Annotated in this window: 11 protein-coding genes; 6 read left to right on the top strand and 5 right to left on the bottom strand. The window is 72.7% G+C overall.

All coding sequences use genetic code 11. The annotated features are described in order from the left end of the window. Nucleotides 1-254: 254 nt before the first annotated feature. Nucleotides 255-1,016, bottom strand: a complete 762-nt coding sequence (locus ACFXMF_RS42320; RefSeq protein ID WP_360320732.1) for a 3-hydroxyacyl-CoA dehydrogenase — start codon at nt 1,014-1,016, stop codon at nt 255-257. 56 nt (nt 1,017-1,072) lie between these two features. Beyond that, nucleotides 1,073-2,251 (bottom strand): thiolase family protein, encoded by a 1,179-nt coding sequence (locus ACFXMF_RS42315; protein ID WP_360320735.1) that lies wholly within the window; start codon nt 2,249-2,251, stop codon nt 1,073-1,075. A gap of 166 nt (nt 2,252-2,417) precedes the next feature. On the opposite strand from ACFXMF_RS42315, the gene ACFXMF_RS42310 reads away from it, so the two are divergent. After that, the gene (locus tag ACFXMF_RS42310; RefSeq protein WP_379992334.1) at nt 2,418-3,059 is read left to right on the top strand and encodes a TetR/AcrR family transcriptional regulator; all 642 of its coding nucleotides are present in this window, start codon (nt 2,418-2,420) and stop codon (nt 3,057-3,059) included. Nucleotides 3,060-3,192: 133 nt separating this feature from the next. After that, a complete protein-coding gene (locus ACFXMF_RS42305) occupies nt 3,193-4,011 on the top strand; it encodes a DUF2127 domain-containing protein (protein ID WP_360320741.1) in 819 nt (272 codons plus the stop codon). Nucleotides 4,012-4,098: 87 nt separating this feature from the next. On the opposite strand, the gene ACFXMF_RS42300 is transcribed toward ACFXMF_RS42305, so the two are convergent. Further along, entirely contained in the window at nt 4,099-5,028 is a 930-nt protein-coding gene (locus ACFXMF_RS42300) for an NADP-dependent oxidoreductase (protein WP_379992333.1), read from the bottom strand. A 123-nt stretch (nt 5,029-5,151) separates the two neighbouring features. On the opposite strand from ACFXMF_RS42300, the gene ACFXMF_RS42295 reads away from it, so the two are divergent. The 4 genes from ACFXMF_RS42295 to ACFXMF_RS42280 all read left to right on the top strand — a co-directional run bounded on the left by ACFXMF_RS42295 (nt 5,152) and on the right by ACFXMF_RS42280 (nt 12,192). Beyond that, nucleotides 5,152-5,565: a winged helix-turn-helix transcriptional regulator gene (locus tag ACFXMF_RS42295; RefSeq protein ID WP_379992332.1), complete on the top strand. Its 414-nt coding sequence runs from the start codon at nt 5,152-5,154 to the stop codon at nt 5,563-5,565. 207 nt (nt 5,566-5,772) lie between these two features. After that, nucleotides 5,773-6,300 carry a sigma-70 family RNA polymerase sigma factor gene (locus ACFXMF_RS42290; protein ID WP_360320750.1) on the top strand — a complete coding sequence of 176 codons (528 nt, stop codon included), beginning with the start codon at nt 5,773-5,775 and terminating at the stop codon, nt 6,298-6,300. Then, nucleotides 6,297-7,418, top strand: a complete 1,122-nt coding sequence (locus ACFXMF_RS42285; protein ID WP_380018009.1) for a hypothetical protein — start codon at nt 6,297-6,299, stop codon at nt 7,416-7,418. Before ACFXMF_RS42290 ends, ACFXMF_RS42285 begins: the two co-directional genes overlap by 4 nt. Nucleotides 7,419-7,536: 118 nt before the next feature. Beyond that, a complete protein-coding gene (locus ACFXMF_RS42280; RefSeq protein ID WP_380018010.1) occupies nt 7,537-12,192 on the top strand; it encodes an FtsK/SpoIIIE domain-containing protein in 4,656 nt (1,551 codons plus the stop codon). Nucleotides 12,193-12,274: 82 nt separating this feature from the next. Here ACFXMF_RS42280 and ACFXMF_RS42275 read toward each other — a convergent pair whose 3' ends face one another. Next, nucleotides 12,275-12,574, bottom strand: coding sequence for a hypothetical protein (locus ACFXMF_RS42275; RefSeq protein WP_360320759.1), 300 nt, complete (start codon nt 12,572-12,574; stop codon nt 12,275-12,277). Nucleotides 12,575-12,653: 79 nt separating this feature from the next. After that, complete coding sequence (locus ACFXMF_RS42270) at nt 12,654-13,529, bottom strand: hypothetical protein (protein ID WP_360320762.1); 876 nt, start codon at nt 13,527-13,529, stop codon at nt 12,654-12,656. Nucleotides 13,530-13,599: the final 70 nt, after the last annotated feature.

The raw sequence follows: 13,599 nt of genomic DNA, 5'->3' as shown, positions 1-13,599 counted from the left end.
AAATCAGCCCCGCCGGCGTTTGAGGCGAACCCAGCCCCGCCGGCGCATGAGGCCACCCAGCCCCGCCGGCGCATGAGGCCAAATCAGCCCCGCCGGCGTTTGAGGCGAATCAGCCCGGCCGGCGCTTGAGGCCACCCAGCCCCGCCGGCGCTTGAGGCGAACCAGCCCGGCCGGCGCTTGAGGCCACCTCGGCCGGAGGCCGGGTCACCCCAGCCGGGGCCGGCGCTTGAGGCCAAAGGCCCAGCGCCCAGCGCCTACTTCGGCGCCATCCTGATCGCGCCGTCGAGCCGAATCACCTCACCGTTGAGCATCTGGTTCTCCACGATGTGCGCCACCAACGCCGCATACTCCGCCGGCCGCCCCAGCCGACTCGGATGCGGCACCTGCGCCCCCAGCGAAGCCCGCGCCGCCTCCGGCAACCCCCCGAGCAACGGCGTCTCGAACAACCCGGGCGCAATCGTCATCACCCGCACCGCCACCCCGGCCAGGTCCCGCGCGATCGGCAGCGTCATCGCCGCGATGCCGCCCTTGGACGCGCTGTACGCGGCCTGCCCGATCTGCCCGTCGAAGGCCGCGACCGACGCGGTGTTGACGATCACCCCGCGCTCGCCGTCCACCGGCTCGTGCGCGATCATGCGCTCCGCCGCCAACCGCAGCACATTGAACGTGCCGATCAGGTTGATGTTGACCACCCGCGCGAACAGATCCAGCGGGAAGGCGCCCTTGCGCCCCACCGTACGAGCCGCGTCGGCCACGCCCGCGCAGTTGACGGTGATCGCCAACGTGCCGTTCGCGTCCGCCGCGTCCACCGCCGCCCGTACCTCGTCCTCCCGCGTGACGTCGCCGGGAACGAACACGGCCCGCTCGCCGAGCCGTTCGGCCACGTCCTTGCCCGGGGACGAGGGCAGGTCGAACAGCACGACGGACGCGCCCTCGGCGACGAGCCGTTCGGCGGTGGCCAGGCCCAGACCCGAGGCTCCGCCGGTGATCAGGGCGGTGGTGCCTTCGATACGCATCTATCTGTCTCCGTAGTGATCCGAGCGAACAAAAAACCGAAAGGAACGGAAGAACCTCAGAGCCGCTCGATGATCATCGCGTTGGCCATCCCGCCGCCCTCGCACATCGTCTGCAGCCCGTACCGGCCGCCCGTGGACTCCAACACCCCCAGCAGCGTGCTCAACAACCGCCCGCCGGAGGCCCCGAGCGGATGCCCGAGCGCAATCGCCCCGCCGCGCCGGTTCACCTTCTCCGGGTCGGCGCCCACCTCCGCCGCCCACGCCAACGGCACCGGCGCGAACGCCTCGTTGACCTCGAACGCGTCGATGTCGTCGATGCCCAGGCCGGCCCGTTCGAGCACCTTGCGGGTGGCCGGGACGACCCCGGTGAGCATCAGCAGCGGGTCGTCGCCGGTCACCGCGAACGCGTGGAAGCGGGCGCGCGGCGTCAGCCCGAGCGCGGTCGCGCGCTCCTCGCTCATGATCAACGCGGCGGAGGCGCCGTCGGTGAGCGGCGACGAGTTGCCCGGGGTGATCCGCCAATCGATCTCCGGGAAACGTGCGCCCATGCCCTCGTCCACGAACGCCGGCGCGAGTCCGGCCAGCCCCTCCTCGGTGGTGGTGGGCCGCACCGTCTCGTCCACCCGGTGCACACCGCCGTCGAGGGTGATCGGCACGATCTCCCGATCGAACGCGCCCTCGGCACCGGCCTGCGCGGCGAGCCGATGCGAGCGGGCGGAGAACCGGTCGAGCGCCTCCCGGTCCAGGTTCCAGCGGGCCGCGATCAACTCGGCCGAATAGCCCTGCGGGATCAACCCCTCGGGGTAACGCTTGCCGAGCAATTCGCCGAACGGATCGCCCCCGCGCGCGGCGAAGCCCATCGGCACCCGACTCATCGACTCGACGCCGGCCGCGATCACGATGTCGTACGCGCCGGCGATCACGCCCTGCGCGGCGAAGTGCGCGGCCTGCTGGCTCGATCCGCACTGCCGGTCCACCGTCGTCGCCGGGACGCCGTCCGGGAATCCGGCGGCGAGCACCGCGTTGCGCGCGATGTTGAGCGACTGGTCGCCGGCCTGCGAGACACAGCCCGCGATCACGTCCTCGACCAGCGCGGGGTCGAGATCGTTGCGCTCGACCAGGGCGCGGAGCGTGTGGGCCAGCAGGTCGACCGGGTGGGTGCCGGACAACGCGCCGCCGGGCTTGCCCTTGCCGGACGCGGTCCGCACCGCGTCGACGACGACGGCTGTGGTCATGGTGCTTCGTCCCCTCGGATCCGCGACATTACTGAACGTTCGCTAAGACATTCGACCCTCCGGTGCAATCCCTGTCAAGCATCGACCCGGGCCGCGGGCGTTTCCGGTCGCGGCACCGGCGCCTGACGTACGGCACCCTGCCCGGGGGCGGCACTAGGCTGACCCCGTGACCAGCGCACCCGTACGCGAACCACGCCAGCACCGCAGTCGCGTCACCCGAGCCAGGCTGCTGGACGCCGCCGTCGAGGTGCTGGCCGAGGTCGGCTGGCTCGGCGGCACCGTCACCGTGGTCGCCGAGCGGGCGAACGTCTCCCGGGGCGCGGTACAGCACCACTTCCCCACTCGCGAGGACCTGTTCACCGCCGCGATCGATCACATGGCCGGGGACCTGTTCACCCGGATACGCCTGGACGGGGCCCGGATCCCACCCGGCCCCGAGCACACCGAGACGGTGCTGGACGCGCTCGTGTCGATGTTCCGGGGCACGCTGTACCGGGCCGCGCTCAACCTGTGGGTGGCCGCGGTGCAGGACGAGACCCTGCGGGCCAGGGTGCTGCCGCTGGATCGGCGACTGAGCGCCGCGATGTACGACATGGCGGTCGATCTGCTCGGCGCGGACGTGTCCCGCCCCGGGGTACCGGCCGCCGTGGAGGGCACGCTCAGTCTGGCCCGGGGACTGGGCGTCCGGGAACTGCTCACCGAGAACGAGGCGCGCCGGCGCACGATCATCCGGCAGTGGGCGGCCCACCTGGACACCGTGCTGACCGGCGCCGAAGCCGAAGCCGGCTGCGGCGCCGGGGCCGGCTGACCCCGCCCCGGCGGATGCGATCCGGTGCCGGAGGAGTCCCCGGGCCGTCATTTCACGCTTCGATGACCAATCCTTGATGCGAACCCGGTCAAACCCGGGACGTAACGCGATCCGAGGGCCATAGCTTCACCGCGTGGACTGGAATCGACGGACCTGCGCCCGACGCGGGCACGAGACGTACGCTCCCGACGAACCGGCGCTGCGTGACCGGCTGCACGCGAGCACGCCGGTCGGCGAGGCGTGGCGCTGCCTGCGCTGCGGCGACTACGTGCTCGGCGAGGTCAAGGGCCGCGGCCCGGCCGGCGACGCGCCGACGGTGATGCGCGGGCGGGCCCTGCGCGACGTGCTGATCCTGCGTTTCCTGGCCGTCGAGCGGGCCGCGCGCGGCGTACTGATCCTGGTCGCGGCCTACGCGGTCTGGCGATTCAGCAATTCGCAGGACTCGGTGCGCAGGTTGTTCGAGGACGACCTGACCGCGTTCCGGCCGGTGGCCGAGCACTTCCACTACGACCTGGACCATTCGCCGATCGTCGACTCGATCCGCAAGACCTTCGACTACAAGCACTCGACGCTGGTCTGGGTCGCCGTCGCGATGGTCGCCTACGCGGTGATCGAGATCGTCGAGGCGGTCGGCCTGTGGCTGCTCAAGCGCTGGGCGGAATACCTCACGGTGGTCGCCACCGCGGCCTTCCTGCCGCTGGAGGGCTACGAGATGCGCGAGCACGTGAGCCCGTTCAAGGTGGCCACGCTGGTCCTGAACATCCTCGCGGTCGTCTACATCATCGTCGCGAAGCGGCTGTTCGGAGTCCGCGGCGGGGCCGAGGCGTTCGAGCGCGAACGGCACAGCGAATCGCTGCTGGAGATCGACGAGGCGATCCACGCCGGGCCGCCGCGGCAACCGTGGGAAGAGCACGTACACACGCCCAAGGCGCCACCCGCACGCACCCCCTGACCGTCCCACACCGTCCCGCACCACGAAACCCCGGGCGTCCGGGCCGACTTCCCGGCCCGGCCGCCCGAGCCGCCGGGCGGCCCCGACTCACGGCACCAGCACCAACCGCCCGCGCAGCCCGCCCTCCGCCAGCCGGGTGAACGCCCGGGCCGCGTCCGCGAGCGCGACCACCTCGGCCACCCGCAGGGTCAGCGCGCCCTCGGCCGCCAGCGCGGCCAGTTCCGCCGATCGCGCACCGTCCGCCCGCACCCACAACGGATGCACCCGGATGCCGCGCAGGGCCGGCGGCGCCGCGCCCGCGTTGACGGCCACGAATGCCCCGCCGCCGCGCACCGCGTCCAGCGCGTCCGGGCCGAGCATCGCCGCGTCCAGCACCGCGTCCACGCCACCCGGCACGATCTCCCGCACCCGGTCCGCGAGTTCCGGACCACGCGGGACGAACCAGGCGGCCCCGACGGCGCGGACGAAGTCCTCGTCCGCGGCGCCCGCGACCGCCAGCACGCGCACCCCGCGCGCCGCCGCGAGTTCGACGGCGAAGCCGCCCACCCCGCCCGCCGCACCGGTCACCAGCAGGGTGTCCCCGGCCGACAGGCCGAGCAGGTCCAACCCCTGCCACGCGGTCAGCCCGTTCAGCGGGATCGTCGCCGCCGCGGTCGGGTCCAGACCGGCCGGCAGCGCCCCGACCGCGTCCGCGTCCAACACCACGAACTCGGCCAGTGCCCCGACCCGTACGTCCAGCCGATCGCGCAGCCCGAGCACCGCGTCGCCGACCGCGAACCCGTCGACCCCCGGGCCCACCTCGACCACCTCGCCCGCGACGTCCCAGCCCAGGCCGAACACCTCGCGGGCGGACACCAGGGCGAACCGCACCGGCGCCCCGTCCAGCACCATCGCGTCCACCGGGTTCACCGTCGCCGCCGCGACCCGGATCCGCAGTTGCCCCGGCCCGGGTTCGCGGTCGGGGGTGTCCACGACCTCGACCGCGGGCGAGCCGGCTCGGGCGATCACCGCACGCATGACACCACTCCCACACTCTGCGTCGGGCCGGCCCTCCCGGCCCCTCGACCGCAAACCTACGAAGAGTTACTCTCCCCGGGTAAGCACGTACCCGAAAGTGCGTATCCAACCCGAAGGAGAGCCATGCCGACCCGTACCGCGGCCGAACGCCGCGCCCAGGCCCGCTCCGCGTTCGACGCGTACATGGCCGGGTGCCCGGCCCGGCGGCTCCTGGACGGGATCAGCGACAAATGGGTCAGCCTGCTCGTCAACGCGCTGGCGGACGGCCCGCAGCGTTACAGCGACCTGTCCCGCCGAGTCGCCGGGGTCAGCCAGAAGATGCTCACCCAGACCCTGCGCAACCTCGAACGCGACGGCCTGGTCACCCGCACCGTCACGCCCTCCGTCCCGGTCCGGGTCGACTACGCGTTGACCCCGCTGGGCGAGAGCCTGCTGCCGCTGATGCGGGCCATCAAGTCCTGGGCCGAGCAGCACATTCCCGAGGTGGACCGGGCGCGCGAGCGCTACGACGGGCAACACCCGCCGACGGTCGGCTGATCGGGCCCGGCCCGGCTCCGCCCACTCGCCCGCCCGCCGCCGGCAGCGCCCCACCTGCGTGTTCGGGCTGCACGGCCCCGGGTCACCGGGGGTCCGCCAGAAGATCGCCGACTGTTCATTTTCCGGCCCGCCGAGGGTATTTCCGGCTCCATATCGTGATCTTGACCGGCGGAACGGACGCCGGCCGAACTTCCGAGGAGCCCAGTCGTGTCGCCTGGCCGTGAGACCCACGAGCGCGAACGGCGGATCGAACTGCTGATGGCGGAGAGCACGCCGTTGCGCAGGTACGTGAGCGGAATCCTGGGCGCGGATCTGCACACCGTCGAAGACGTGGTCCAGGAAACGCTGTTACGTGCCTGGGAAGCGGCGGACCGGCTGGACTGGGACGGCAGGCCGATCCGGATGTGGCTGTTCCGGGTCGCCCGCAACCTGGCCGTGGACGCCCGACGGCGCAACCGATCGCTGCCCGTGGGCATCGACCCGAGCGAGTTCGCCGGGTTGCCCGCGGTGCCCGATCCGGCCGCGACCATCGTGGATCGGTGCGTGCTCGTGGGGGCGTTGCGCGCACTGGCCGCGCCGCACCGCGAGGCGCTCGCCCAGGTGCATCTGCTCGATCGCAGCGGCGCGGACGTCGCGCGCACCCTGGGGATACCGCGCGGGACGGTCAAGTCTCGTACCTACCACGGGATCGCGGCCATCCGTCGGGAGCCGGCCGCGATCGAGGAGAGCGGATGACAGGCTCCGAGGACCTCGCCATGCAGGTCGCCGGACACGATGTGACGACCCTGCTCGGCTATGCGGGGATCCTCATCCTCGTCTACGCCCTCGCCCACTGGGCCGCGATGCGGCGCGGCGGATGGCGCTTCGTGCGCCGTCGGCTGCGCCGCGAACTCGCGCTCACGGTGTCGGCGTTCGCCGAGCCGGTCACCGCGTTCAGCCGCTATCGGCGACGCCGTCGGCTGCTGGTGCGGGCGTTGCGCGAGCCGAACACCTGGGTCGACGCCGAGCACGCGCTGCAACTCGCGGCGCGGGTCGCGGCCGGCTCCCGTCCGTACGGCGCGTTGGTCGAGCGCGACGTGGTGGGCGTGTTGGTCTCCTGCGGGCCGGACCTGCCCGTGCCCGCCGAGCCGTGGGCGGTCGACGAACTCGACCCCCGGCTGTGGTGGATCGCGCGCACCGACCTGGAAGTCGGCAGTGGTCCGGCTCCATTGCTGGTCGCGGTCGGCACCCGGCAGGAGGCGGTGGTCTTCCTCGACCTGTTGACCGGCCCGCGCGTACTGGCGGTGTCCGGCGAACGACGCGGCGCGCGGGCCACCGTGCAGGCGCTCGCGGCCCAGCTCGACGCCCGGTTGCCGGCCGGCGCGGTCACCGTCGCGGAGGGCATCCATCCCCGGCACGCCGGGCCGAGCACGGCCGAGGCGTTCACCCGGGCGACCACCGCCGCCGCGAGCCGCCGCCATCCGCAGGTCGTGGTGTGCGCGGACACCCCCGATGTGCCCGCCGCCTCACCGGTGTCGGTGCTGACCCTGGGTCGACCGCGCGGCCACGCCCGGTTGTTGGCGGTGTCGCCGACCGGCGCGCTGCTCGTGCACGGCACCCCGCTGCGGGTGGACGCCCGGCCGCTGCCGCGCTCGGTCGCCGCGACGGTGTGGCAACTGCCGCCGTGGGCCACGGAGGACGCGACGCTCCCGGTGCCGATCGCGGCCGATCCGGACCTGGATCCGGTGCCGGCCGCAGCGTCGACGCCGGTTTCCGTCCAGGGCCCGGCGAGCCCGACCGAGCCGACCCCGCACGACGATTTCGACGAGCCCGCCGACACCGACAAGCCGAGCGGCGTCTCCGTCGACGTGTGATCCCCCGCTTCCCACACGCCGGACGGGCCGTTGATCGGCCCGTCCGGCGTTTGCCCGCGTCCCTGCCCAGGCCGCACCCCCGGCCCCAATCCCCGCCCACCCCCAGGAGCACGCCAACGTGAGACTCACCGTCACCACCGTGGACACCGCGGACGGTTTGCGCCGCGACCATCTCGTGGACCTCCCGCCCGGGAGCACCGTGGCGGATCTCGCGACCGCCGTGCGGCGACCGGCCGCACCCGTGGAAGCCGCCCCCGAGGGGCGACCCGCCGAGCTGAGCGCGTTCCTGGACGGCAACGCGCCGGACGACGGGCAGACGCTCTACCTCGGCGACACCGCGCTGGACCCGCAGGCTCCGCTGACCGTCTCCGGCATCCACGAGGCCGCCGTGCTCGGCTTGGGCGCACCGGCCGCCGAGCCCGATCGGGTGCGGCTACCCCGGCACCCCTTCGATCCGCAGACCCTGGTGCAGGTGCACGCGGTGTCCGGCCCCTACACCGGCCGGGTCTGGCCGCTGGGCCCGGGAAGCCACGAGATCGGCGCCGACGAGGGCTGCGCGATCCGGCTGCCGGCCGCCGACGTGCCCGCCCGGGGCCTGTGGGTGACGATCTGCCCCGACGGCTCGGCGTATTGGCATCGCACCGTCCCCGACGACGGCGCGGTGCACGGCCGCGAGGTCGCGCCGCCGCCCACCGACGCGATCACCGCCGCCGCGGCGCTGCCCCGCAAGCACGAGGAACGGGTCCTGGAGGACGAGCGCGAGGCGGACCTCAAGGTCGAGCGGGAGAGCGCCCGGATCGCCCCGCCCAAGGAGCCCGCGGTCCGCGCTCCCGCGCCGCCGGGAACCCCCTGGCTGCACGAGTCGGACCTGGTCGTCGGCCCGTCCCTGCTCCGGCTGTCCGAGCCGGTCGAGCCGGACGCCGACGTCACGCCCTCCGACGACGGCATCGGGTTGGACTACAACCGGCCGCCCCGGATCGCCCCGCACCTGGACGCGGAGAAGATCCGGCTGCCCTCGCCGCCGCTCGACCCGAACCGGCTGCCGTTCCCGCTGCTGGTGATGATCGCGCCACTGGTGATGGGTCTGGCCATGGTCGGGTTCTTCAAGTCGTACTTCTATCTGATCTTCTGCATCATGAGCCCGTTCATGGCGATCGCGAACTGGATCTCCGGCCGCCGCAGCAATCGGGTCAAGCATCAGCTCGACGGCGTGCAGTACCGACGCCGGTTGCGCGTCCTGCACGCGGACATCCACACCGCCGTGCGACGCGAGCGCATCGTCCGCAGCGACGTCGGCCCCGACCCGGCCGCGGTCGCGCTGATCGCGACCGGCCCGGGCAGCCGGTTGTGGGAGCGACGCCGACGCGACGCCGACCATCTGGTGTTGCGGATCGGCACGGTGGATCAGCCGTCGGTCAAGGAGGTCGAGGATCCGGCCCGGGACGAGCATCACCGCACCGCGAGCTGGACGTTGCCCGATACGCCCATCGGCGTCGAGATCCCCGACCACGGGGTGCTCGGCGTAGCCGGTCCGACCGAGCCGATCCAGGCGCTGGCCCGCTGGCTGGTGATCCAGGCCGCCGTCCTGCACAGTCCGCGCGACCTGCGCGTGGTGGTGCTGACCGATCCCGAGCGGGCCGCCGACTGGGCCTGGGTGCGCTGGTTGCCGCACCTGCGCCCGCAGTCGCGCTCGGCCGCGCCGGTCGTCCTGCTCGGCACCGACCCGGAGTCCACCGCCAACCGCATCTCCGAACTGGTCGCGCAGATCCAGGGCCGACAGCGCAGCATGGGCTCGTCGATGGGCCAGGCCATGTTCAGCGGTCCCGACATCCTGGTGATCGCCGACGGCGCCCGGCAGTTGCGCGAGGTGCCCGGCATGGTCCAGGTGCTCACCGAGGGCCCGCCGGCCCGGGTGTTCAGCGTCTGTCTGGACGAACGCGAGCGGCTGCTGCCGGAGGAGTGCACCGCCGTCGTGCTGGCCGCGGGTCGAAACCTGACCGTGCGCCAGACCGGGCTGCCCGACGTGGCGGACGTGCGGGCCGACCACGTGGACGCGGCGTGGTGCGAGCAACTGGCCCGTTCCCTGGCCCCGTTGCGCGACGTCAGCCCCGAGCACGACAGCGGCCTGCCGCAGACCGTCAAGCTGCTCGACCTGGTCGACGCCGAACCACCGAAGGCGGCCGATTTCCTGGCCCGTTGGGCCCGCCGACCGGCCTCGACCACCTTCACCCTGGGCGCCGGGTACGACGGGCCACTGCGCATCGACCTGGTCCGCGACGGCCCGCACGGCCTGATCGCGGGCACCACGGGATCGGGCAAATCCGAGCTGTTGCAGAGCTTCGTGGCCGCGCTCGCGGTGGCCAATCGCCCGGACGAGCTGACCTTCGTACTGGTCGACTACAAGGGCGGCAGCGCGTTCAGCGAGTGCGCCGAACTCCCGCACACCCTGGGCATGGTCACCGACCTGGACGAACACCTGGCCACCCGGGCGCTGGAGTCGCTGGCCGCGGAACTGCGGCGCCGCGAGCACCTGTTGGCCGACGTGGGCGCCAAGGACCACCCCGAGTACCGGGGCAAGCGCACCGCCGACCCGACCCTGGTGCCGTTGCCCCGACTGATCCTGGTGATCGACGAGTTCGCCACCCTGGTCCGCGAGGTGCCGGACTTCGTCACGGGGCTGATCAACATCGCCCAGCGCGGCCGTTCACTCGGCATCCACCTGGTACTGGCCACCCAGCGCCCGGCCGGCGTGGTCACCGGCGACATCCGCGCCAACACCAACCTGCGGATCGCGCTGCGGGTGACGGACGCGGGCGAGAGCCAGGACATCATCGACACCATGGAGGCCGTGCACATCTCGGCCGGCACCCCGGGCCGGGCGCTGATCCGCACCGGACCCAACGCCGCGGTGCCGTTCCAGGCCGCGTGGGTGGGCGCCGAGCGGCCGATCCCCGGCGGCCCCGAGACCGGCCCGACGCGTTCGGTGCGCGCCACCGAGCTGACCCTCAGCGGCCTGGGCCGCCCGGTGGCGCTGCCGGTGATCGACGAAGGCCCGGAGACCGCCGACGCACCCAACCCGACCGACCTGAACTCGCTGGTCCTGGCCCTGCGCGAGGCGGCCGAGACACTGCCCGACTACACCGCGCAGCCCAGCCCGTGGTTGCCGGCGCTGGCCGAACGGGTGCTCCTGGACGACCTGCCGACGGTGGAACGCGCCGACGTCGACCCGTCCGACACCTGCCCGGCGCCCATCCCCTACGCCCTGGAGGACATTCCGCAGCTCCAGCAGCAGCGGGTGACCACGATGGACCTGGCCACCTTCGGCCACCTGTACGTGATCGGCTCGCCGCGCTCGGGCCGCACCCAGGTACTGCGCACCCTCGCGGGTTCCGCGGCGCACTCCGCGAGTTGCGCCGACGTGCACCTGTACGGGATCGACGCGGGCGGCGGCGGGCTGGCCGCGCTGGAGACCCTGCCGCACTGCGGCGCGGTGGTCTCGCGGCACGACATGGAGCGGATGGGGCGCCTGTTGGGCCGCCTGGTCCGCGAGTTGACCGAGCGGCAGGAGCAGTGCAGCGCGCGCAACGCCGCCGGATTGGTGGAGTTGCGCCGGATGCTCCCGGCCGCCGAGCGGCCCGCGCACATCGTGGTCCTGCTGGACGGCTGGGACTCGCTGGTCGCGCTGCTCGACGACCACGACGGCGGCCGGCTCGTGGACGACATGATGCGCCTGCTGCGCGAGGGCGCGGCGGCCGGCATCCACATCGTGGCGACGTCCGAACGGGCGCTGCTGAGCGGGCGGTTGGCCGCGCACAACGACCACAAGTTGTTGCTGCGCCAGGCGGATCGCAGCGACTACCAGATCGCCGGCATGCCGATGCGCAAGGTGCCGGCGGTGATCGGGCCCGGGCGCGGCTGGCACGTGTTGTCCCAGACGGAGAGTCAGGTCGCGCTGCTCGCGCCCGATCCGAGCGGGCAGGAGCAGGCCGAGGCGCTGCGCCGGATCGGCACGGCGGCGGCCCTGCGGGACGCCGCGGTGCCGCCCGCCCGCATGCCGGTGCTGATCCCGACGCTGCCGCGGGTGGTCGAGTTCGCGGCCGCGTACGAGCGGGTGCCGGCCGAGTTGCGCCGCCCGATGTGGGGGCTGCTGGGCATCGGCGGCGACAGTGCGGAGCCGATCGGGGCGGACTTCGCCGCCAGGTCGGTGTTCTGCGTGATCGGGCCCGCCGGGACCGGGCGCAGCACCACCCTCGCGTCGTTGTCGGTGTCCTTGCTCGCGGGCGGCACTTCGCTGGTGGTACTGACCCCGCGCGAATCGCCGCTGCGTGGCCTCGGGCAACATCCGCAGGTGCGGCTGCTGACCGAGGAGAACCCCGCCGCCGAGGACGTCGAGCGCGCGTTGGCGGAGTTGTCCGGTCCGCGTGTGGTGGTGGTCGACGACGCCGAGCTGCTCGGGATGCCCGCCGCCGACCGGGTCCTGCGCGACCTGGCGGTCGCGGGCCGCGACCGAGGGCAGGGGCTGCTGTACGCGGGGTCCTACGACGCCCTCCAGGTGGCGATGGGCAGTTGGCTCACCGCGGCCCGGCGCGGCAGTCGCAGCGGCATCCTGCTCGCACCGAAGAACATGCAGGAGGGCGACATGATCGGCGTACGGCTGCCGACGAACGTGGTGCGCTCGGCGCCGCCCGGGATCGGCCGGGGCTGGACCGCCGGTCCCGGTGGTGCGCCGATGGCGGTGCAGGTGCCGCTGACGGTACTGCGGTCGGCCCCGTAGCCGGGCCGGCCTCCGCGTCGGGCACACGAGTTCGGGCCGCTTCCCCTCGGGGGGAGGCGGCCCGAATCGGTTCGGCGAGGGCTCAGTTCTTCTTCAGGTTCTTCGCCATCTCCACGTCCATCTCGTGCATCTGGGTGCGGATCTTGGCGAACATCTCGGAGAAGATCAGGATGCCGTCGACGGCGGCGGTCAGGCTGGTGTTGAACTTCGAGTAGGCCTCGCGCATGGCCGGGCTCGATTCCTTGAAGACCATGCCGTTGTCGAGCAGCCCGTTCACGTCGGAGAGCAGGGTGTTGATCATCGGCGTGATGGTCTCTTTGGCCGTGGTGAGCTTGCCGGCGACCTCGTCGATGCGGCCGAAGTCGAGTGCGATATCGGGCATGGTTCCTCCAGGGAAGATCGGCTCGTCGTGGGGGTACGACGAACGGGGGCTACGGGGGCTTGGGGGATGCGGGGGCGGGTCAGTCGCGGCGCGGGATGCGCCCGCCGCCACCGCCGCCGCCGGAGCCGGGCGGAACGGGCTTCTCCGGGGGCTTGGGTGTGGTGTCCACCCATTGGTGTTTGCCGTCGACGCGCACGTAGGTGTGCGTCTTCCCCTCGGAGTCGACCACCTTCTGGGTGCCGCCGCCGTCCGCGTTCAGGTGCGTCTCGGTGGTGGTCACGCTGCCGTCCGCCGCGGTGGAGACGGTGGTGTAGTTCAGTCGGCTCGAGTCGTAGGTGGTGACCGAGGTGTAGGTCTGGCCGTTGCTGACGACCTTGGTCTCCTCCTTGATCACGTTGCCGTCGGCGTCCAGGGTCAGATGGGTCTCGATCCGGCCGCCGTTGGGCGTGGTGATCACCTGATCCAGCGGCGGTTTGTCGCCGGGGTCGGTGGCCTTGCAGAACTCCGGGAGGTTGCCGTCCGGGCCGGGTGTGGCGCACTCGGACAGGTGGTCCTGCTTGTACTTCCAGGCGGCGACCTTGTTCCGCCACTCCGCCAGGCCCATCGTGGCGCCCATCACGCCCATGCCCTCGGTGATCTGCGCGTCGGCGTTGAAGTAGGCGTCGCCGACCTTGCCGAAGCAGTCGCCGAGTTTCTTCAGCAGGTCCTCGGCCCGGGTCATCGGGCCCGCGGACAGCCGGTACAGGCTGCGGAACGCGCCGGTCAGGGTCGGGTCGCCGAAGACCGCCTGGGCGTCCGTGTAACCGCCCTTGCCCAGGGTCGCGAAGTCGCTGGACTTGAGCGTGGGCGAGATCCGGCCGGCGAGGTCGTACAGGTCCTTCTTGGCCTCGCTCAACGTGCTGTAGTCCAGCGCGAAGTCGACCACGTCCGCTCCCGTCGGCCATCGCGGATCCACCGACCGGATCCGTCGCCGTGACCACGCCCGGGCCACTCGGTCGGTTCATCGCGAGGCCGATGAACCGACC

This window comes from Embleya sp. NPDC059213 (assembly GCF_042754445.1).
GTDB lineage: Bacteria > Actinomycetota > Actinomycetes > Streptomycetales > Streptomycetaceae > Embleya.
This window is presented reverse-complemented; position numbering and strand designations above follow the sequence as displayed.